Annotated in this window: 17 protein-coding genes; 9 read left to right on the forward strand and 8 right to left on the reverse strand. The window is 22.0% G+C overall.

Annotation, left to right across the window (positions count from 1 at the left end; translation table 11 throughout):
* Window positions 1–730 precede the first annotated feature (730 nt).
* Together mutL and coaBC are read left to right on the forward strand one after the other, a co-directional pair.
* Window positions 731–2752 (forward strand): DNA mismatch repair endonuclease MutL, encoded by a 2022-nt coding sequence (gene mutL, locus N3A58_06110; GenBank protein ID MCX8058970.1) that lies wholly within the window; start codon window positions 731–733, stop codon window positions 2750–2752.
* 106 nt (window positions 2753–2858) lie between these two features.
* Window positions 2859–4124, forward strand: coding sequence for a bifunctional phosphopantothenoylcysteine decarboxylase/phosphopantothenate--cysteine ligase CoaBC (gene coaBC / locus N3A58_06115; GenBank protein MCX8058971.1), 1266 nt, complete (start codon window positions 2859–2861; stop codon window positions 4122–4124).
* Between the two features lie 70 nt (window positions 4125–4194).
* Here coaBC and N3A58_06120 read toward each other — a convergent pair whose 3' ends face one another.
* The 4 genes from N3A58_06120 to N3A58_06135 form a co-directional block, all read right to left on the reverse strand.
* Window positions 4195–5172, reverse strand: coding sequence for a hypothetical protein (locus N3A58_06120; GenBank protein ID MCX8058972.1), 978 nt, complete (start codon window positions 5170–5172; stop codon window positions 4195–4197).
* A 331-nt stretch (window positions 5173–5503) separates the two neighbouring features.
* Complete coding sequence (locus N3A58_06125; protein MCX8058973.1) at window positions 5504–6211, reverse strand: hypothetical protein; 708 nt, start codon at window positions 6209–6211, stop codon at window positions 5504–5506.
* A 243-nt stretch (window positions 6212–6454) separates the two neighbouring features.
* Window positions 6455–7852 (reverse strand): sodium:solute symporter family protein, encoded by a 1398-nt coding sequence (locus N3A58_06130; GenBank protein MCX8058974.1) that lies wholly within the window; start codon window positions 7850–7852, stop codon window positions 6455–6457.
* 115 nt (window positions 7853–7967) lie between these two features.
* Complete coding sequence (locus N3A58_06135; GenBank protein ID MCX8058975.1) at window positions 7968–8741, reverse strand: MBL fold metallo-hydrolase; 774 nt, start codon at window positions 8739–8741, stop codon at window positions 7968–7970.
* A gap of 242 nt (window positions 8742–8983) precedes the next feature.
* On the opposite strand from N3A58_06135, the gene N3A58_06140 reads away from it, so the two are divergent.
* The gene (locus N3A58_06140; protein MCX8058976.1) at window positions 8984–10210 is read left to right on the forward strand and encodes an MFS transporter; all 1227 of its coding nucleotides are present in this window, start codon (window positions 8984–8986) and stop codon (window positions 10208–10210) included.
* Window positions 10211–10283: 73 nt separating this feature from the next.
* Here the strand turns inward: N3A58_06140 and N3A58_06145 are convergent, their stop codons facing one another.
* Entirely contained in the window at window positions 10284–12494 is a 2211-nt protein-coding gene (locus N3A58_06145; protein ID MCX8058977.1) for a hypothetical protein, read from the reverse strand.
* A 189-nt stretch (window positions 12495–12683) separates the two neighbouring features.
* Between N3A58_06145 and N3A58_06150 the strand changes: the two genes are divergently transcribed.
* Window positions 12684–13523: a 2-C-methyl-D-erythritol 4-phosphate cytidylyltransferase gene (locus N3A58_06150; GenBank protein MCX8058978.1), complete on the forward strand. Its 840-nt coding sequence runs from the start codon at window positions 12684–12686 to the stop codon at window positions 13521–13523.
* Between the two features lie 75 nt (window positions 13524–13598).
* Here N3A58_06150 and N3A58_06155 read toward each other — a convergent pair whose 3' ends face one another.
* Together N3A58_06155 and N3A58_06160 are read right to left on the reverse strand one after the other, a co-directional pair.
* A complete protein-coding gene (locus N3A58_06155; GenBank protein MCX8058979.1) occupies window positions 13599–14345 on the reverse strand; it encodes a polyprenol monophosphomannose synthase in 747 nt (248 codons plus the stop codon).
* A gap of 60 nt (window positions 14346–14405) precedes the next feature.
* Window positions 14406–14882: a GtrA family protein gene (locus N3A58_06160; GenBank protein ID MCX8058980.1), complete on the reverse strand. Its 477-nt coding sequence runs from the start codon at window positions 14880–14882 to the stop codon at window positions 14406–14408.
* A gap of 145 nt (window positions 14883–15027) precedes the next feature.
* Between N3A58_06160 and N3A58_06165 the strand changes: the two genes are divergently transcribed.
* The gene (locus N3A58_06165; GenBank protein ID MCX8058981.1) at window positions 15028–15918 is read left to right on the forward strand and encodes a glycosyltransferase family 2 protein; all 891 of its coding nucleotides are present in this window, start codon (window positions 15028–15030) and stop codon (window positions 15916–15918) included.
* A 13-nt stretch (window positions 15919–15931) separates the two neighbouring features.
* Window positions 15932–17833: an ABC transporter ATP-binding protein/permease gene (locus N3A58_06170; protein MCX8058982.1), complete on the forward strand. Its 1902-nt coding sequence runs from the start codon at window positions 15932–15934 to the stop codon at window positions 17831–17833.
* Between the two features lie 56 nt (window positions 17834–17889).
* Here the strand turns inward: N3A58_06170 and N3A58_06175 are convergent, their stop codons facing one another.
* Window positions 17890–19284, reverse strand: coding sequence for a PfkB family carbohydrate kinase (locus N3A58_06175; protein MCX8058983.1), 1395 nt, complete (start codon window positions 19282–19284; stop codon window positions 17890–17892).
* Window positions 19285–19482: 198 nt separating this feature from the next.
* Here N3A58_06175 and N3A58_06180 point away from each other — a divergent pair, with 198 nt between their 5' ends.
* The 3 genes from N3A58_06180 to N3A58_06190 all read left to right on the forward strand — a co-directional run bounded on the left by N3A58_06180 (window position 19483) and on the right by N3A58_06190 (window position 23957).
* Complete coding sequence (locus N3A58_06180; protein ID MCX8058984.1) at window positions 19483–20535, forward strand: glycosyltransferase; 1053 nt, start codon at window positions 19483–19485, stop codon at window positions 20533–20535.
* 87 nt (window positions 20536–20622) lie between these two features.
* Window positions 20623–22596: an asparagine synthase-related protein gene (locus N3A58_06185; protein MCX8058985.1), complete on the forward strand. Its 1974-nt coding sequence runs from the start codon at window positions 20623–20625 to the stop codon at window positions 22594–22596.
* Window positions 22593–23957, forward strand: coding sequence for a hypothetical protein (locus tag N3A58_06190; protein MCX8058986.1), 1365 nt, complete (start codon window positions 22593–22595; stop codon window positions 23955–23957). The genes N3A58_06185 and N3A58_06190 overlap by 4 nt, the downstream gene beginning before the upstream one ends.
* The last annotated feature ends 5 nt before the right edge of the window (window positions 23958–23962 follow it).

Consider the following 23962-nt stretch of genomic DNA (forward strand, 5'->3'; position numbering starts at 1 on the left):
AGCATAAATTTTAAAATTATTATTTTTAATTCTTTTGCCATAAACAAAAAATATATGACCTGATAAACTATTAATAAGAAATAAAAAATATACATAAATAAAAATTAAAGAAAAATTTAATGATAAAATAAAAAATTTAGATAAATAAACAATCAATAATAGTAAAATTAAAAAAATAAGAAGAATAAAAATTGTTATGAAATATTTATAATACTTTTGCTCTATTTTTAAGCTTTTATAAATAAAACTAAAAATTATAAATAAAAAAATAGAATTAATTGCTATTAAACTAAAAAACAGAACTTTATTGTTAACAAAAAATTTATAATAGATAAAATGGTTATAAAAAAAAATTATTGAATAATTAATTATAATTAAAATAAAAATATTTAAATAATTTTTAAAACCTTTATAATATTTTAGAGCAAATAAAATAAATATTAAAACGAATATTAAATTTACATATAGATTGAAAATTAAAAAATTATTAAAATTATAAAAAAGATTTGATAATAAACTTTTACTAAGCATATTTTTTAATCCACATTCATTTTCAATTATAAACAATTTTTAATTTATTAACATTTTAACTTAAAAGATAAAAAAATTCAAATATTTTTATAAAATAATTTATACTTTTTTAATATAATTAAATTTTGAAATAATTTTATTAAATGGTAAACTTTTTACAAATAAAAATATAAAATTAAATTAAAAATTAAATAGAAAAATGAATAGAGTAAAAATATTACCTGAAAAAATGTGGACTAAAATAAGAGCAGGTGAAATTGTTGAAGATCATTCTTCTATAATTAGAGAACTTATAGATAACTCTTACGATGCTCTTGCAAAGAACATAAAAATTTATCTTTATAAAAGCGGAATAGAAAAGATAATAATAATCGATGATGGGATAGGTATCGATAAAGATGACTTACCACTTGTTTATTTAAATCATTCAACTTCTAAAATAGAAAAAGAAGAAGATCTTTTAGCAATAAAAACTTTAGGTTTTAGAGGGGAAGCTCTATTTGCTATATCAAATGTCTCAAAACTTATAATAAAATCAAAAACTAATTATCAAGATTCTGGATATTTTATCCAAATTGAAGGTGGAAAAAAGATAACTTTTTCACCAATAGCTATGAATCTTGGAACACAAGTTGAGGTATCCGATCTTTTTTTTAATACACCTGCAAGAAAAAAATTTCTACCACCTCAATCAATCATTTACAAAAAAATAAAAGATATTATAAATAAAAAAGCTCTTTCTTGTTATGAAACAAACTTTTATCTATTTAATAATAATAAAAATGTATTTTCATATACAAAAAATAATTTCTTTGAAAGAATAAAAGAGATTTATGGAGAACTAATTTATAGCAACCTTTATATGATTGAAATAAAAAAAGAAGAAAATAGTTATAGTACAAATTATTTTAAATATATTGATGGTAAAGAAGAAGAACTAAATTATTATAATTTTAGTGATAAAATTCCTAGTCTTTATGAATTTTTAGAAAAATTTCAAATAAATAAAATATATCTATGTTTTTCATCAAAAGATTTTTATTCAAAATACTCATCAACAATAGTAAACATTATTAATAAAAGACCAGTATACTTTGATCTTCTTGAAAAAAAAATAAGAAGTTTTTATTATAGCTTTCTTCCAAGAGGATTTTACCCATATTTTTTCTTTTATACTGAGCTAAGTCCTAACTTAATAGACCAAAATGTTGACCCAACAAAATCAAGAATTAAAATAAAAGATGAGAAAATATTTTGTGAAAATATAGAGAAAATCCTGATTTATTTAATAAATAAAGAGATTGGTTCACAAATAACTAATTCTTTTATTAAATCTGATGATGATGGTCAATTATTATGTAATTATTTAAACTATGATGAATCAACTTTTGATAAAACATATGTTGATGATAATATAAAAACAGAATATTTTTCATCTATTGTTCATGATATTGAAGAATCGGATTTTTATTTACAAAGTATAAATTATAAGAATAATTTGAATTCAGAAGTTACATTAGATGAAATAAATTTAAGCAACAATACTAAATTTGAAAATCTTACTATTTATGATAATTTTTTTGGAAAGTATATTGGATCTATTTTTGATACATATTTAATATTTGAAAAAATAGATCCAAATAACAAAAAGGAAAATAAAATTTATTTAATAGATTTTCATGCTGCTTATGAGGCTTGTAATTTTAAAATGCTTAAAGAAAAAAAAATAAGAAGGAGAGTGTTACTTTTCCCTGAAAATATTAAACTTCCTGAAAATATATTAAATAACCTTGAAAATTTTAAAGATAAGACAAATATTTTGTTTAATAAAATTGAATTTTTAAATAAAATTGGTTTTTCATTTGAAAGAGTTTCAAAAAATATTTTACAACTTATAGAAGTTCCAGATATTATAGAACCAGCTAATATTCCATCTATTCTTATCGATATACAGGATTTTCTTGAAAATAGTGATTATATAAAAAATAACAATGGTAAATCTCAAGACCAAAATCTATTTGAAATTATTAAAAGCAAAATATTAGCTCAAATAGCATGCAAGAACTCTCCAAAGGCATTTGAAAGATTAACACTTATAGATATAAATAATCTATTAAATCTAATTAAAAATAGTAATTACCCAACTTCATGTCCTCACGGAAGACCTGTTTTTATAGAATTAACAAAACAATTTTTTGATAAAAAATTTTTAAGGGAGTAAAACTTTAATAATTAAAATAAAATTTAAAGTAGCTCACTTTAATACACTTTAATTTTTAATTAAAATCAACATATTAATTTTACTTAAAATATATGGAGATATTAAGATGAATAATTTAGAAATACTAAAAGATAAAAAAATAATTTTTGGAATATCTGGAGGTATAGCTGCATATAAAGCTGCAAATATAGTTTCTTTTTTAAGAAGAAATGGTGCATCTGTACATGTTGTCATGACAAAAAATGCAAAGGAGTTCATAACTCCTCTTACCCTTAAAACTTTATCTGCGAATAAAGTTATCATTGATATGTTTGATGATGAAGGTTATGTTACTCATATATCTTTAACTGAAATTGCAGATCTATTTATAGTAGCTCCTGCAACTGCAAATATTATAGCAAAGTTTGCAAATGGAATAGCAGATGATATGCTTTCTACAATGTATCTAGCATATAAAGGCCCAGTATTAATAATTCCTTCAATGAATGATAATATGTATTCCCATCCAGCTACTCAAGAAAATATAAAAATATTATTGGAAAGAAAAAATTTTATATTAGAACCTGAATATGGAAAACTTGCAACAGGTAAAGTTGGAAAAGGAAGATTTCCAGAAGATCAAAAAATAATAGAAAAAATAATCGATATTCTTTTCTTAGAAAAAACAAATAAAGATTTTAGCAATAAAATAGAAATTAATATTAATGAAAATTTTTCAAAAAAAAATAATATTTTAGTAACTTTAGGTGCTACAAGGGCATATATCGACCCTGTTAGATTTATATCAAATCCATCATCTGGCAAAATGGGTTACTATATATCTAAAGCTTTTATTGATAAAGGTTATCAAACATATACTATTGCTGCAACTTACACTTTTTCTCCAATAGACAAACTCCCAAATCTTGTAAAAACTGAATCTTCCAAAGAGATGTTGGAAGCTATTTTGGAAATAATAAAAAATAATAAAATTGATTTAATAATTATGACAGCAGCTATATCTGATTTTAAGGTAGAAAAATTTAGCAAAAATAAAATTAAAAGAGAAAATAGAGATAAATTAATTGTCGAGCTTGAAAAAGATATTGATGTTATAAATGAAATTAAAAGATCTTACCCTGATATAAAAATAGTTGGATTTGCTGCTGAAACAGAAGATGAAAAAATAAATGGATATCAAAAACTAGAGAAAAAAAATATAGAGGCTATATGTATAAATAAAGTATATAAAAATAGGTTAGGTTTTGAACAGGACATAAATTCAATTCTTTATATCGACAAAAGTGGTCAAGAAATATTTATTGAAAATAAAACAAAAGAAGAGCTTGGAAAAATCCTTTGTGACTTATTTATAAAAAACATATTAAAGTAAAAATTAGAAAATAAATAAAATAAAAAACTAAAAATTTATAAATAAAAGTAAAGGTTAAAATATTTTTAGTTTATTCTTCATAAATTCTAAAATCATAAATAGTAGCATCCCAAAAGTGCCCATTTACCCAAAAAAATATATATTCTAAAATACCATTTGGTACGAAGTCTGGAGCTTGATATAAATAAAAAGAATATTCATAAATAAGATTATATGATAATGAACTAACTATAAAGGGAGGATTAATAGGACCACTTAAATTTGAATATGAAGCTATACATCTTTGTTCGCTGATGCTTTCTTTAAACTTATATCCAATTTTTATTGGGGCTTCAGTAGGATTGTTACCACCGCTGAAATTAGTTATCTTAAATTTTATATATAATTTTGTTCTATTTGAAACTTTGTAATTTAAATACTGAGTAACTTGAAACTTTGCATTTCCATCCCCATCATTAACAGTAGATCTGTATCTTATAGAATTTCCATCTAATATTATCTCAGGTTTATTATCTAGAGCAAAAGATTCCCAAATATAAAAATTCCAACCATAAAGCCAATCACCATTATTTTTATTGTTTAAATAATTATTTAAATGATTTGGAATTTCATATAAACCCCAATTGTCTGTATAAATCAAAAAATTGCTATTTTTAATTATTTCATTATAAATTATCTTAACTTTATCTATTTGACTTTTTTGGTTATTATAGTTATAAGCTTCTGCACACAAATTGTATAACCCATATGGTAAGGAAGATAAATCAATATTCACTAACAATTTTTTATTTCCAGGATTATAGTATATATACTCAATATCTGTATCTTCAATCCATAATCTAACTTTAAAAATATTTTCATTTAATCCATAAGGTAAAATAGAAACTTCAAGTTTATTATTTCTAATTAAGTATTGGTCTTCTGGAAAAACTATCTTAACTATTGGTGGAAAATTAAAGATTGGCAAATCACAACCAAATATAATTAAAAAAATAAGAATAAATATAAAAATAAAACTTTTTTTTAGAAATTTAGAAACTTTAATCATCTGAATTCCTTTTACAAAATTTTAATTCCCAAAATAGATGATTAATAAATCAATAAAATATTTATTAAAGAATTTAATGGTTCAAAAATAGATTAAAATAATTTTTTTATATTATTATTATAATTATATTATAATACAATTTTTTCATTTTTAAACTGATTTTAGTAAATTAAATTTATTTCATTAAATCAAATTTAAAAAATCACTTTAAAAAAAAAGACCTACCATTTTTTTGTGGTAGGTCTTTTAAATTTATTGAATTATTAATATAAATTAAAATAACTAATAAAAAATTTTAATAAAAATTTTTAGAAAATTAATTATATTTACTTCAATCTTTAATATATATACCAGAAATATTTATTAAAAATTTTAATCCATAAAATGGAGAAATTAGATTTTCATTTTTCATTTTTTCAAAAATTAATTTTTCATTCTCTTTTATAATTTCTCCTTGAATTTTTGTAATAAGTCCTATTGATATAAAACTATCGATTATTTCATTAAAAGAATTATATATGGATGTAACAGAATTTTCAAAATCCTTGAATTTAAGAATTTCTCTCATTTTTTGCATATATTTATTTTCCTTAATCTTCTGTTGTTGAAATTGCCCTGATTGTGGTTGACCTATTTGTTGTTGTCCCCCTTGTCCTTGTTGGGATTGATTTGTAATTTGATTTTTATTAAAAAATTTTCTTAAAACCAATTTTTTTTTCATCTCTCCATCCATATTTCCAAATGGTAAATAAACTGTTTTTGTTTTCTTTATCTTTTCAATCGCTTTATCTATTTCTTTAATTAGATAATCATATTGATAAGTTGATACTATATCTTTTGACTTTAATTCTGAGTAAAAATTTTTCAAATTATTAGCATAAGTTAAAATCTGTTTTTCTACTTTTTGGTAATCATTAGCTTTAAGATTAAAAGCTACAGGATTTTTACCATAACCAAATGATAAAAATAAAGCAGAAATAATTAAACTTAAATAAATTAAAACCTTAAAAATCTTTTTTGTTTTAAAAAAATTTTTCATACTTCCCTCCAACAGGATTTTTTATTCCTATTTAAATATTTAATCAAAAGTTTTGAAGAAAATGTGAATAAATTAAAAATATTTTTTGAAATTTTGAAAATAATTTAAAAAACTAAAAATAAATAATAAATATTCAGAACAAAATAAAAAATTTGCAATATAGAAATTAAAAAAATTATAAAAAAATAAATATATAAAAAATTTAATTGAAAAATAAAAATAAAAAAATTTATTAAAACTAAATTAGTTTATTTCGGGAACAATATGGGTTTTTTCTTTTGTTAGTAAGCTTATAACTAATACAAATAAACAACTAATCAAAAAGCCCCCTAGTGGAGCAGAAATATTAGGAATAAAAAAGTTAAAAATTGCCCAACCAAGAACACCACCTAATGCACCTACTACAACACCATATGAAGTTGTTTTCTTCCAAAATAAAGAAAAAAGTAAAGGAGCAGTAAAAGAAGTTAGCAAAAAAGTCCATGATTCAAGGCATAATTCATAAATACTTTCAAATCTTAAAGCAATAATAAGTGATAAAAGTCCAAGTACAACAACAGATATTCTACACCATATGAGTTTTTGTTTGTCTGAAGCATTTTTATTAAAATATGGAAAAACATTTTCACCTATCAAACTAGCTGGAGCAAGTAATGCAGTATCAACAGTACTCATAATAGCTGATAATAAAGCTCCAAGAAAAATTATCAATAAAGGATATGGCAAATATTTCATAGCAAGAGCAACTAAAACTGAATTATCTGTACTTTCAGGTAATATCTTTGCAGCCCAAATACCAAGAAGTACAGGCAAGGAACCTAAAACCCAATATAATAAACCAGCTAAAATAGAAGATCTTCTTGCAATTTTAGCATTTTTAGCTGCAAGAATTCTTGCAACAAGATCTTGACCCCCAAGTGAACCAAGACCAACAATCATCCAAGCTTCTATATAGTTTAGCCAGTCATAAATATTTTTAGACTTTGGGAAAAAAGAGTACATCTCTTTTGATACTGTAGCTATTTCTTGCTGATGATTTATTAAAATATATATAAATAAAAATATAATACCTACAAGAATAAAAAACATCTGTACAAAATCTGTAATTGCATCTGCAAGCATTCCTCCAGCATAAGTATAAATAATTACAATTGCAGCACTTAGCAAAATAGCAACTTTAATAGGAATAGCAGTAAAATGAGAAAATATAGTTCCAAAAGCTAACATTTGTGCACCAATCCATCCAATGTAAGGTGGTAAATATATAAGTGTCATTATAAACCCAACATGTTTGTTATATTTTTTTTCAAAATAATCTATATTCGTTGTAATATTAAATTTGTAAAAAGCAGGAACAAGAAAAAGTCCTGATATAATAAGACATAAACCAGCTCCATAAGGATCAGCTATTACACCTAAAATTCCCTCCTGATTCGCAGTAGAAGATGATCCTAAGACTGTTTCTGCTCCAAACCATGTTGCAAAAATAGTTCCTAACGACAAAGGAAAAGAAAGTTTTCTTCCAGCAATTATATAGTCTGCTGGAGTTTTTATTAACCTGCCAGCCCAAAAACCAATAAAAATCATTACAAGTATGTAAATTGAAGTACCTATTAATATTGATAATTGGAAATCTGTCAATGTTCTTCCCCTCAATATAAATTTAAGTGAATTTTTATTAAAATATTTTATTTGTCAATAAAAAATTTTGTTTTTAACAAAAAATTTATAAAAAATTTTTATAAGATCTCAAATGTTAAATATTGAGATTGAGATACTCTTTTAAAAAATCCTTCTCATCATCTAATATTGTATGATCTCCATGACCTGGTAGTACTATAAAATCTTTAAAAATAAATGAAAAGTTCTCAAGTTTTAATAAATAATTTTCTTTTATTTCATAATATAAAAGTATTGATTCTTTTATTCTATATTCATCACCAGAAGGAAGATCTGTTCTACCCCAACCATTTTGAAAAAGAGTATCCCCAGTAAAAAGTAAGTTTTTATAAATAAAACTTATAGAACCTGCAGTGTGTCCTGGAGTTGTAAAAAAAATTAGATCTTCTATTTCAGGTAACTTATAAAACTTAAATAATGGAAATTTTTTTAAGATTTTAGATATAAGTTCATCTTTGTAAAAATAATTTTTATCTAGTATTATTGAAATATCAAAATTTTCATATTCTATACCTAAATAAGAAGCTCCATTTATATAAGTATCATAATATTTTTGAGCATCATTTTCATGCATTACTACATTAAAGTCACTAAAATTTTCCAATAAATAATTTACACCATTTATATGGTCAATGTGATTATGAGTTAAAATAATATATTTTTTATAATTTTTCCTACTTTCAATATACTTATAAAGTTTTTCACTTTTACATGCGGGATCTACAACAATTATATTATCATCAAAGTTAAAATAGTAACAATTTGTATCAAGTGGTGGTAAAACTTCTATATTTATAAAATTTTTAAAATTTTCCAATGAGAAAAAATCTAATTTTATCATTCCTTCCATAATATCCTCCAATAAATAATATTAATTTAAACAATAAAACTATAAATTAAAAAAATAATCAATTAATTTTTAAATTATAAAAATGTTTTTTTAAATTTATTATTTACCAGTTTTTATATCTATGATTAATTAGTATAACTAAAAACTTTTTCAACAATATATTTTTAAATTTAATACGATTGTTTATATAAATTAACAAAATTTAACTTGACAATTAAGTTTACTTAATTATTTTTTCTTATATGGTAAGAGTTTTTAAAAAATATAATTATCATTTTAATTATTTTTCAAAAAATATTAAACTTTTTATGCTTGGATCATTTTTCCTATCTGTTGGTGGAAATATAATATGGTTATTGTTTAATCTATATCTTAAATCTTTAAAATTCAATGAAACCATTATAGGAAATATTTTAGCTTTAAGATCTGTTGCTGCTATAATAATTGCAATTCCAGCTTCTCTTATAGTTCTTAAAGATAGAATAAAACCAATACTTATTTATTCTTCAATTTTAAATTCAATATTCTTTTTTATGCTTGGTCTATTTACAAATATTTATATTATTTCTACAGCATCTTTCATGGTTGGATTATTTTCTACAACATATCAAGTTGCAACTTCTCCTTTCATAATGAGAAACACAACTCCAGAAGAGAGATCGTATGTTTTTGGATTAAATGCTGCATTAGCAAACTTTTCTGGTATAATAGGTTCCATTATAGGTGGTATTTCAAGAGATTTTATTTCTGTTATTGTAAAATCTGATGTAATAGGTTATAAAATTGCAATTATTTTTGGTGCCTTTTTCTCAGTTTTCTCAATATTTTCATTTTCAAAAATAATCCCTAAAAACCCAACAGAAGAAGAGACAAGAGAGTTTTCTATATTAACTCATATTAAAAACATAGATTATATTAAATTTGCAAAATTAATTTTACCTGGTTTTATAATTGGACTTGGTGCTGGTATGACAATTCCATTTATTAACCTATATTTTAAAAATGTATGGAAACTTAATGATTCAACAATTGGTGTTTTTTTTGCAATGGGGCAATTATGCACATTCCTCGGAATGTTATTAAGCCCTTTAATAGCAACAAAAATTGGAAAAGTTAAAACTATAGTTTTAACACAAGCATTCTCAATTCCATTTATTTTAGTATTAGCATATTTAAAATTCTTACCAATTGTAGTCTTTGCTTATTTAATAAGACAAACATTGATGAACATGAACACCCCTGTTTCAGATCATTTTACAATGGAATATGTTAAAGAAAATGAACAACCAGTTATAAATGCTTTAAAAATGCTTGCGTGGACAGGATCATGGGCTATTTCTGCTTCTGTTGGTGGATATATCATTGAAAACTATAGTTTTACAACTTCGTTTTTATTTACTACAACATGTTATACAATAGCCACTTTACTTTTTTATATTTTCTTTGGTAAAGAAAAAATTAAAAAATAATAATTTATATTTATAATAAAATATAAATGATTTAATCTAATAATTAAATATTTAATCAAAATTTTATAAAAGCTTATTTTGCCTTATAAGCTAAAAGATAAAAATCAGGAAATTCCATTAATTTATCAAAATTTTCAAAATTTTTATAATAGTCTTTATAATACTTTTTATTTACAAAATAAATTATATAATTTGCTTCTTCCTTTTCTTTAACTATAAGGTTAGAGTTAATATTTATATATCTTCCAATTAAATCAATTATTATATCTTCTCTAGTTTTATTCCAATTAAGAAAAATAAATTCCGATGAAATAAAATATTTTATTTTTGGATTGAGTAAATAATTTTTTAAAAAATAAATTTTACCTGTTATATTTTCATCTTTCATTTCTTTATCTTCTTTAATATATTTATCAAACCTTTCTGAAACTAACAAATAGTATATAGAAAATGGCTTCCACATTCTCTTAACAAGAATTTTGTCAAAATAATAAATATAATCATCTGGAATTATTGATCTTACAGGTAAAAGAAAAAATTTTGATTTCAAAATATTTTCCTCTCTATAAGTTTTTTCTATCTGGTAAAAATAATGATTAAATATTGCATACTTTACTTTCTCATAAAATATTGGGGAAGGAATTAGTCTAACCAATTTGTTTACCGATGGATATCTTTCGGTTCTATAATGTTGAAAATTTATATAAATACCTACTAAAATATTAAATAAAAATAAAAAAATAAAAATAAATTTTATCTTTCCTTTTAAATTAATATCTGAATTTTTATTTTCTTCTTCATTTTTATTTTTATTTATACTAGTAAAATTATTAAATGCTAAAAGTTTATTTTTGCTCAATAATATAGATAAATTATTCTTAATTTTATTAAATTTTATTTTCTCTTCAAAAACTATTTCATACAAGAAAAGAGAATTTATTATAATTAACAGGGGAAACCATATAACAGTAAACCTTTCTTCATGAGGAAAGCCTGAAATAAAAAACAAAAATCCACTAGTTAAAATAAAGAAACCTATAAAAAACTTTGTTACTGTAATAGAATCTATTTTATCTTTTTCATTTATTGCAATATTTATACTATTTGAATTAATAGTATCTTTTTGCTTTAAGTTATTTTTACTCTTCCAAATTTTTATAAAATCTTTAATAAAATAATAATAAGAAAATAAAACAAAAATAAAAGAGGGAATAATAAATAAAAATCCAAAAATAAAATATATAAATGATCTATTTAGAAAATATTTATATTCATTAAAAGTATGCCCTGTAAATCTTGATATCTCATTTGTCATAACTATTATAGGGTTTGAAAAAATTTTAAAAACTTCAGGGTGGAAAACATATTTAAACCCTTTTTTACCAATATCAATACTATCAAGAATTCTAGAATAATTAATAGCTTCTGAATTTTTAAATAAAAAGAAAAAATAGTTTTTAATAAGGAAAAAATCATTTTTAGAATCAAAGTATAGCATTGGAAAATATAAAACAAAAACAATCAATAACCCTAGAATAATATAATAAAGATTGAATTTTAACTTAATATTTGAACTTAAAGATTCTAAAAAATATTTAAGTTTAAACAATCTTAAAACAACAAAAATTAAAAAAGCACCAATGCAATAAATAACTATCATATGAAAAAATGGCATTATTGCTAAGGAAAGAATGATACCAAATATTGATTTCTCATTTCCCTTATAAAACCATTTATAAAAATCGATAAAAAACCAAGTAATAATAGGTATTACAAAATAAGGATTCCAGTAAGAGTTCGTATACTTAACACACCATGGAGAAAATGAATAAAATATTAAAGAAATTAAAGAAATAATTTTCGCTTTTTCTAATTCACTAAAATTATTTTTATTTTTTTCTAAATTATCTTCTTTATTATCTCCAAAAAGAATAAAACATAGTTTTCTTATCAGAAAGAAAGATAAAATATACACAAATATCATAAAATAGTTTAAAGCTTTTACTGTATTAAATATTTTTATTAATAAAAAAGCTATTAAATTTTGCCATGGACCAGGATTTCTAAATAGAACCTTTTGATGTGAAAAATAGTAAAGATTCATAGCATATTCTATAGCATCTACTTCATCTATTTTGGAAAAGTGATTTGAAGCATAACCATACTCTATAGAATAAACTCTCAATAAGATCCCCAAAAATAGTATAAAGACCAAAAGAATTTTTTCCTTTTTAATAGAAAATTTTCTAAATCTTATAAAATAATCCTCAAAAATAGTTTTCATTTTTTGTTTCTCCTATTATTTTTTGAAACATATTATACTTAATTAATAGCTTCTAAAATAATTATATATTTGATTATATTTTTTTTTCTATTAAATTTTACTAAATCAAAAAATAATAAAAAAAAATTTTTTTATAATTAAAACAAATTTTTAAAATTAATAAAAAAATCTAGATACACCTAGTATATTATGAAAGAAATTAATGGCAGAATGTATTCTCTAATCTATGCTACGGCTGGTATAGGTAAAAGATTTGGTTTTCGCATACCTAAGCAATTTTATAAAGTTTATGGCATACCTCTTTTTATATATCCACTCCTAAAAATACTTCTTGTTGATAAAATTTCAGAGATTATTTTTATTATAAATAAAGAGTTTGAAAAAAAATACTTTGAATATATTGAAACCTTTTTTTATGTAAAAGAGGATATTTTTAGCTATTTTTCTAACAAAAAGATTAATAAAAAAATATTAGATAAACTTATTAAAATTATTTTAAGGATAGATATATCAAAAAAAAGATTAAAATTCTGTTATGGTGGAGATATAAGGCAAGAATCAATTTACAATGGTCTAAAAATAGCAGATGAGGATAAAGTATTAATTTATGAATCATCAAGACCTTTTATAACATGTAATTATTTTGAAAAAATAATAAGTGACCCTTTTGAAAATATTACATATGGGGATGAAGTAAGATTTACTGTTTTGGAGTTTGAGAATAGAGTAAATTTAGAAAATCAAACTCAAACATATAATGTTTCAAATAAATATATAAACAGAATATTAGAAAGAGAAAAACTTGTGAATATTCAACTCCCCCAGAAATTTAAAAAAAATGAGTTAATGCTTGCACATGAAAAAGCAAAAAGAGATAAAAAAATATTTACGGATGATTCTTCATTACTCTTTTATTATGGAAAAGATATAAAAATATTAAAAGGAAACCCAGAAAATATAAAGATAACTTATAAAGAAGAGATAGATCTGTATAAAAGACTTTTTAAAAAATACTTAGATAATATATAATAAATTTGATAGCTTTTAAATATTTTATATTTTACATTTAGTATTTTGGTTATATTTATTTTTTATTTTCAATAATTAATAAAATTTCATAAATCTCAATTTCCATACATTAACAACGGCTTCTAAAAATATTTTTTTACTCATTTTAGATTTTCCGTTTGTTCTATCAACAAAAACAATTGGGATCTCTTTATACTTAAAACCTTTTTTATAAGCTCTATATTTTAACTCTATCTGAAAGGAATAACCATTAGAAATTATCTTATCAAGATCAATTGATAATAAAACTTCTTTTTTCCACAAATTGAAACCACCAGTAAAATCATTTATATTTATCCACAATATTATTTTTGAATAAAGAGAACCACCTCTTGAAACAAACCTTCTTATAAATCCCCAATTTCTTACATCCCCTCCTTTAATATATCTTGAACCAATAATAAAATCAGCTTCTTTTGTAGCTTCAAGCATATCTTTAATATAAACAGGATTATGAGAAAAATCAGCATCCATCTGGCAAATATAATCAAATGAAGATTCAATTCCCCACTTAAAACCTTCAATATAAGCAGTCCCTAAACCCAATTTTCCTGACCTTTTTATAATATTAATCTTACCTTTGGGGTATTCATAAGATAGATCTTCTATAATAGTAGCAGTTCCATCTGGTGAATTATCATCAACAAAAAGAAGATGAGTAATATCCCATATTTTATTGCCTTCAAAGTGGAGTTTTGTTAATATTTCTTCAATATTTTCAACTAAACTTACTACATTATCTTTTTCATTGTAGGTTGGAATAACTATTAATAATTTTCTCATTATAACCTCATTTGCTTTTTGTTTTTTATTTTATTTCTATATTTTTTTATTTGTTGTCTATCATTTTTTCATTTTATCTATCTTAAATACAATAAAGTGTGAACCTAAATAATTTAGAATCATTCCTCCAATTATACCCACTGCTTGAGCTATAATTTTATAACTAAATTTAATTATATCAACAAGAATAAATAATATTAAAAGATTCATTAACAAACCTGTTAAACTCACAAATACAAACTTGAAATAATTTTGAAAACTTAATTTTTTTTCTTCATTTATTTTATAACTTTTTTGATCACCATTTAAATTTATTTTTTCCAATTTTTCTTTTTTTAATGAAAATGTCCATAATGAATTAATTATATAATTTTGAGTAACAGCAATAGAAAAAGCTATTATAGAACAAATTAAATGATTTATTTTTAAAAAATAGTTTGTAATGTAAAAAACAACTAAATTTGTTATAGTCCCAAGACCACCAGTAATCCCAAATTTAATAATTCTAAAAAAATTATTTTTAATAAATTTTATCAAATTTCCTCCAAAATTATAAAATTAATTTTCAATAAAAAATTATCATAAAATAAGTCTTTTATTTGTTAATAAAAAAACACAATGTTTTTTAATTTCAAGTTTTATTTATTTTGAAAATTTTTATTTTTTTGTTAATCTTAACTAAATGGAGATTATCAAAACAGACAAAATGTTTGAACCAGATATATCAATAATAATACCTGTTTATAATGAAGAAAAATATCTTCCTTATGTTATAGAATCTTTAAAATATCAAAAGACAGATTATAAAGCAGAAGTTATTCTTATAGACGATTGTTCAACAGATAATACATATAAAATTGCAGAAGAAGCTGGTTTCACTGTTTATAAAAATATAATTGATACTGAGGGAAAGAAATTAACAGTAACTGAGATGAGAAATTTTGGAGTTTCTAAATCTCATGGAAAAACAATATATCATATGGATGGTGACACTATTTTTTCAGAAAACTTTTTTCAAAATATGCTTGATCCAATATTAAAAGAAGGTTTTGATATAACACTTGTATTTAAACATAAACCTTTTGAAACAAAAATAAAAAAAGTTTTTCCTTCAAAGTATTCAAAGTCTTTTGCATTCATTATAAATAATCTCCCATCTATACTATTTCTAAAAATACCTGTTAGATTTTTTATATGGATTTCAAATTGGTTAAAAAAAATGTTAAAAGAAAAAAAATATATTTCTATTTTCGAGATCCCAGATAGAGTTAACGGTTCAGCTTTACTTGTTAAAAGAGATATTGCAATAAATTCAGGAGGATGGAAGAAACCTTTTGGCTCACATGCTGATACAGATTATTGTTTAAATTGCTTCAAATTTGCTAAAAAAGTTAAATGGATTACAAATGTTACTCTATTCTATTCAATAAGAAGACACTTCCCAGAAAACGATTTATGGATTTTTGAAAAAATATTTTCTCCATTTATCAATATTCTTGATAAAATATTCAAGATAAAATCTAAAAAACATAGGAACGAAAAAGGGTATATTAAACCTGAAGGTAAAAGATAGAAGAGGGAATTAGGTGAGAACAATAGTAAAATTAATTAAAATTTTTATTAAAAGAAATTTCTTTTTATTCTTTATAACTTCAATAATGATTTTATTATCCTCAATTTTAACTATTTTTCAAGCTGAAGCAGGACAAGCTTTCTTCAGTATAATTAACCAAATTTCTTTTCAAAAAAATATAAACACCAATATTGATAAAGATAATAAGCAGACAAACTTCAAAAGTTTTATTTCAAATCTCCTTAAAGCAAGATCGATAGATGATGCTGTCAAAATTCTAGTAGAAAGTAGAAATCTTTTATACATTTTTCTATCAGGTATTTTTATAATTTGTCTTTTTTTTCTTTATCAACTATTCTTTTATTTACAAAATTGTTTTAGTGGTACACTTGGGCTTGAAGTTTCCTTAGAATATTTAAGAAAAACTTTCAATAAATTACTTTTTTTACCATCAATATTTTACAAAGGAAAAGGTCAAACTGGTGATCTAATTTCGAGGTTAACAAATGATATTCAAAATATAAGAGTTTACTCTTTATATATCCTTATTACTCTCTTTTCTACTCCTATTCTTGTTATATTTTCAGTTTTCATGTTACTTAAAAAAAGTTTAAAATTTACTCTCGTAATAGTAGGTTTTGGTCTTATTGCTTTTTTGATAATTAATATTATTTCAAAAATTATCAAAAAATTTGCAACAATAAATATGCAAAAAATTTCAAAAACAACAGATTATATAAATAAAACAATATATGGTATTGATATAATAAAAATATTCAATAAAAATCAAAAAGAGAAAGAAAATTTTGATAGAGAGTTAAAAGAGTATAAAAAATCTTTTATTAATAGATTTTTTCTTGAATTCTCAGTAAGACCTTTAACAGAACTTATTGGAGCATCTATACTTATATTTGTACTTCTTGTAGGAGCTTATTTGATATGGCAGGGAAGAATGTCTATTGAAAAGATTTTTGGATTCATTATATACCTTCTTATTTTAAGTCCAAAGGCAAATGAACTCTCATCTCTTCTCTCAAATATAAAGATACTGGAAGCTTCTATCGAAAGAATAGAAGAGATTCTGCTACTTGAAAATGAAGATATCCATTTTGGTAAAAAAGAATTAAAAAAATTTGAAGGTGAAATAGAATTTAAAAATGTATCATTTTCTTATGATAAATTTTATTCTAAACAAAATTTAATAAATAAAAACATAAGTAATGAAACCACGATTCAGTTTCCTCACCAGCTAAAAAATGTATCTTTTAAGATTAATAAAAATGAATTTGTTGCAATAGTCGGCCCTTCTGGTTCTGGCAAAAGTACAATTGTTAATTTAATCTCAAGCCTTATCTATCCAACTTCTGGAGAAATTTTATTTGATGGTGTTAACTATCAAGAATACACTCTTGAATCTATTAGATACCACATATCTTATGTTACTCAAGAAACAATTTTATTTCCTGACACTATTTATAATAATATAGCTTTTGGTATAAATAATACTAATATGGATGAAGTAATTTATTATTCAAAAATTGCTTTTGCTTATGATTTTATTATGAAATTACCAGACAAATATAATACAGTTATTGGTGAAAGAGGGGCAAAACTTTCAGGTGGTGAAAAACAGAGAATTGCCATAGCTCGTGCTTTAATTAAAAAACCTAAAGTCTTAATATTTGATGAAGCTACATCAAATCTTGATAATGAATCAGAAAATTTTATAACAAAAGCTATGGAAAATATATCGAAGCTTCAGACTACTATTGTAATAGCTCATAGACTATCTACTATATTAAAAGCAGATAAAATAATAGTCCTAAAAGAAGGAAAAATTGTTGATATAGGTAAACATTTTGAACTAATCGAAAGATGTGAGTTATATAAAAATTTACAACAAATTAATTTTTAATTTGTATCTTTAATCTATTTTTGTTTAGTAAGAAATAGGACTTAAATAATTAAAAACTATTCCACAAAAATAAAATCTATAAATTCAAGATATGATAGAAGATTAATAAAAAAATAATTCTTTTCAAAATCTTCATTTTTTATTTTAATAATCAAAACTCTTTTATTTTCTTCAATATTAAAATCTTCTTGTTGTTTTATCTCTTTTGAAATATCTATATTTTTACATTCAAGTTCTTTTAAGTCTTTTAGTTTATTTATATTTCTTATAATTTTTTCAAAAAATAAATTGTTTAAATCAGAAGGCAATTCCTTTAAATTCATAACTATATTTTCATAATTAATAAAAATAGCTTCAAACTTCTTTATATTTAAATAATTTAATATTATCTCTTTTTTGCTTTTTTCTTTTACAATCTTATCATCAATATCATAGTAATGAAATTCATATAGATCATATAAAGTAATAGGAACTGTTCCTACTTTTTGCACTACTATTGAAGCACAGGTGTTTGCAAATTTTATAGAATCTTCAATCGTCTCACCACTTAAATAAGCAAGGGTTATTGCGGCAGAAACTGTATCTCCAGCTCCAGAAACATCATATACTTCTTTTGCATAAGCCCTAAAATGCTTAACACCATATTTGTTAGCTAATGAAATTCCTTTTGCTGATCTTGTTAAAACAATATTTTCAAAACTATATTTCTTCAGAATGCTTAATGAAGCTTCCTCTATTATCTTATCTTCATTTTGCAAAAAGCTCCCATAAGCATCAGATAACTCTTTTAGATTAGGTTTAATAATAAAAGCACCCTCATATTTTTTCCAGTTTTTTGATTTAGGATCAACAATTATAAACTTCTTTTTTTTATTACATAGATCTATTATTTCTCTGCATAACCAAAATGAACATACACCCTTATTATAATCAGAAATAATAACACCATCATAATCATCTATTATATCTTTAAATTTTTCTATTATTTTATAATGATTTATATTTTTTCTCTCTTTATTTTGATTTAATTTTTCTTTCATTCTCTCTTCTGTTTCTAAGTCAAAATTATTAAAAAACTTAAATGGATCATCCTCGAAATCCACCCTTGCTATTTGTTGCCTATTATCTCCAGAGATTCTTATTTTTGTTACAGTTTTTAGTTCTGTTTCAATTATATAATTTTTTATATTCTCTTTTTCTAAAATATTCTTTAATTCTTTTCCATTCTCATCATTTCCACAAAAACCCAATAAAAAAGATTTCCCTCCAAGCTTATTAATATTATTACACACATTTGCAGCTCCACCTGGATTAAATTTCACAGTTTCAACATTTACAACGGGAACAGGAGCTTCAGGAGATATTCTTTTAACAATGCCTGAATAATAACCATCAAGAATAATATCTCCAACAACAATCACTTTAATATTTGAAAAATCTTTTATTCTCATAATTTTCTCTTACCCACTTAATATTTCTTAATACATTTTTTATACATTTTCTAAATTTTTTTATATTATTTTTTATATTATTAAAGTTATTTTTAACCTTATTATCTTAAATTATTAATTTGTCAAAAAAAAATTTTTATATAAATTTTTTAAGATATTTAAATAAAAAAAACTAAAACACACAAACAGGAATCTTTTATGAATATTTTAATAATAGGTGAAAAATATTTTGCACAAAAAATAAAAAATTCTTTAGAAAAATTTGACAAAAATAATAAATATTATTTTACAAATACTTATAAAAACCCACTTGGAATAATTAAATATTTTTTCTTACTTTTAAAATCTAATTTACTTATCTCAATAAAAGGATATATAAGAAAAAAAAATGAGATTGAAATTGCATTCTTGTTTAGAAAAAAAATAATTTTTTTTTGGATTGGTTCAGATGTTTTGGATGCTATTAAAGTTTTTAATATAAATAGAATATCAAAAAAATATATAGAAAAACCATACCATTTTTGTGAAGTAGAGTGGATAAGAGATGAGCTTAAGAAAGTAGGAGTAGAAGCTAAAATATTAAATTTTGTTTCTATAAAAATGCCAAAAATTTTTTTAAAGAATGATTATGTTAATTTAGGCCAAGGGCAAAATATAGATTCTTTAATAACTAAATCTTATGATCTCCTAAACAAAGCATACTGTGAAAATAAAACTCATTTTATTATATTATCATATATTAACAAAAATAGACCTGAATTTTATGGGTTAACAAAAATAATTAATATTGCTTCAGACTTAACAAATTTTGAAAAACAGAATAATTCAAAAGTTAAAATCAAGTTTATAATAACTGGAATTACAGAAAATGAGACTATAAGATATTATAAAAAAAATAATAAATTAATTAATATTCCTGAAAATATTTTTTTTAAGGGATACATAAATAGTATGGAACAAGAATATTTAAACTCTCATTTATTTCTTAGGCTAATAGAACATGATGGGTTGTCAACTTCTGTTTTAGAAGCTCTTTCCTACGGAAAACATATTATTTATACATATAATTTTCCATATATTTATGGGGTAAAAGAAATTGATCCAATTAAAGAAAAAATAATTGAACTTTATCATAAATTTTTAAATAATGAATTAAAAGCAAATATAGAAGGTATAAAATTTGTTTTATCGAACTATATTGAGGATATTACAAATAAAAAAATATTGGAAATAATAAAAAAAATTACATAATAAATTAATAAATAGATTTAAAATTTGAATTAATTTTTTTTTATATTATTATCTTGAAAACAATTTCTTCCAAAAAAATAATAAAAGATGCAAAGTTTTACAGTAATTATTAGTAGAGAAAATAAAACATGTTTTTCTTCAATTGATTTTTCTAAAATTTTTGAAGTTATTTCAAATGAATTAAATTTAACTTCGAATCTATATAGCATAACAACAACAGAAAAGCTAAGTTATGAATTTCATTTAATAAGTAGTAAAAGTAATTTAAAAATTAGAATTTTTATAGACTTAATAAAAAATAGATCAAAATTATTTAAGTTTTCAGACAATAATCTAATTATATTAATATATGGAACTTTCTTAAATATTAAAGATTTTTTTTATAAAACAGATGAAGAAAATCAAGATATAATATTACTATCAGATAAAGTAAAAGATTATTATATAAAAAATGATATATATACTTTTTTAAAAAGCATAAGAGGTGCATTTAATGGCATTGTTATAGATAACAAAAATGAAGAAATATTTGTATTCAATGATCAAATAGGATCAAAACCTATATTTTTTAGCATCCTTCAAAAGGAAGAAACCTTTATTTTTTCTTCAAAGTTATCTATAATTTCAAACTTTAGAAAAAAATTATATTATAAAAATAAAGCTAACTTAAATGCTTTTTATCAGATGCTATCTTTTGGCTACCTTCTAAACAATGATACTTATATAGAAGAAATTATAAAATTTTATCCCGGCCAATTTGCTTTTTTTTCTTTAAATAAAAGAAAAACACCACTAAATATTAACAAAAATAATTTAGACAAAATTAACTTAGAAATCAGAACCAATATTGAAGAAGAAGATTTTAAATTCATCTTAGATAGATATTTTATCTTAAAAAATTCACCAATAATAAATGGTAAAATAGATGAAATTATTTATGAAATATTTAATAAATATATTGAAACAATTAAGTTGATTTTTGAATATGATAGATTTATTTATGGTTATTTTTTTCAAAAATCTATAAATAACGAAAAAAATAGTATAAAAACAGATAACTTTAAACACTTTACTTTTCTCTCTGGAGGGCTCGATTCAAGAATATTAGTCGGTCTTGCTTATAAAGCAGGGTATAAAAATATTTTATCAATAAACTTTGCTCAATCATTTTCTCAAGATAATGAATCAGCTCAATTAATTGCAGAAAAACTTAAAATAGATTATATTTTTAACTCATTAAACTACGGAAATTATCTCACAAAAAACTTAGATGAAATTTTAAAAGCAAACGATGGGCTTATATTTTTTGCTGGTGCTTCTCATATGTTCGACACTATTTCAAAAATAAATTTAAATAATTGTGGCTTACTTATTAATGGGATTCTTATAGATGGATTTATGGGGGGTTATCTTGATCTATCAAATAAAAAAGATTTTTATAAACATTGGGCTTCATCAACTAAACTTATAGATAAAATAAATAATATAAATCAATATATTGATTTTTTCGAGACAAGAGAAGAGTTTAATTCTTATAATAGAGGTATTAATGCAATAACTAATGGGTTCAGAATGATCGAATTTTTTGCAGAGTTTGCATCGCCTGCAAATGATTATCTACTATCCGATTTTGTTTTTAGAATTGGTCAAAAAATAAAATTTAGAAAAAATATATATGAAATTTTAAAATACGATCTTATTATAAGATATCTCCCTGAGTTAAGGTGGATACTTTATCACAACAATCTTTCCCCAGTAATTGAAAATAAAATTATAAGCTCTATTTTTCATCTTCTAAATAATATAAAAAGAATAATTATAAATAGGCCTTACTTTTCTCAAAATCCTTTCAAAAAATGGCTAAAAAATAATCCAAATATTATAAATAATTTTAATAAAATATTTAATCTAGAAATAGAAAAAAATTTAAATATTTTGAATACCAATAAAGAACTTCTAAACGATATTAGAAATCTTTATTTCGAAGGTAATTTATCTGAAAAATCTATGACAATAACTTTGCTTAAAAGTATAAATTTACACAAAATTGATATTTTATGAATAAAAATATACTTTTTATTGCAACATACTTTCCTCCAGATTCTGGAGTTTCTCCAAAAATAAACTATAAAACAGCACAATTATTAAAATCTCTTGGGAACAATGTTTATGTTTTAACAAAAAAAAAGTTCAAAATAGAAGATAATTCATATAATATCAATGAGTTTGAAACTTTTTTTTTCTTTTCATACAATGAAACAATTATAAGGTTTTTTGTACCTTTTTTAAGATTTATTAAAACACCTCCAGTTTCAACAAACTTTTTTTATGTAAAAAGTATAGTTAAAATATCAAAAAAAATAATAAAAAACAAAAAAATAGATATAATATATTCAGTTTTTGGTACAGGGAACGAACATGAAGCTTCTTACAGACTTAAAAAGATTTTCCCTCATATTATTTGGATTTCTGAATATCAAGATCCATGGATAAACTATAATTTAATTTATTTAAAATATTTTGATAAATACGCAAATAAATTATATAAAAATTATATTCTAAAAAAATTTAATAAAATCTATTTTAACCATATTAATTCTTCAGATTATATTCTTGTTGAAACACCTTTACATGAAAACAAGTTAAAAAATCTTATAATTGAAAATAATAATATCAAGAATAAAAATATAGAAAAAATTAAACTAAATCTAATCGGATATTGTGGTGAAAACAAAGAGATAGTAATTAATAATTATGAAGAAAACGAATATTATAAGTTTATAAAAGAAAACTTCAAAATAAAAAATATACCATTGATTATTTTTACTGGATCTACATATTCTGGTTATGACTATATTCTTGAAGCTTTCATTAATATATTAATAGAACTTTTTAAAGAAAATTATAAATTTTATTTCTTCTCTTTTGGAAATAATCATTTTGATCATTACATTAAAAAGCTTATTAAAAATAGTGAAGATAAAAATTGTCCTAAGAATGATGAAAATAATGAAAAAAATATTAATAAAATCCTAAATTTTAATTTAAACTTTAATAACATTTTCAATATTTACACTTTTCCATTTATTGAACACAAAAAATTATTAAAAATTCTAACTCTTTTTGATTTTGGTTTAACTGTAATAATGAAAGAATATAAAGAAAACATAAATAGCAAACTATATGAATATGCCTACTTTCAAATTCCTATATTATCCATATCCCCTGAAGATGGAAGCATGGCTTATCTTATAAATAAATATAAAATAGGCTATATTTTATCTTATGAAAAGGATAAAATGAAAGAAAATTTAAAAGAGATACTTACTTCTTTTTATAAAAATCAATGTTTAAAAATAAGCAATGAAACATCAGAACTTTTTAAAAAAGAGAACCTATTTAATTTTCCATTAAAAAACTAAAATTA

It is taken from the genome of Spirochaetota bacterium (assembly GCA_026415295.1).
Lineage (GTDB): Bacteria > Spirochaetota > JAAYUW01 > JAAYUW01 > JAOAHJ01 > JAOAHJ01.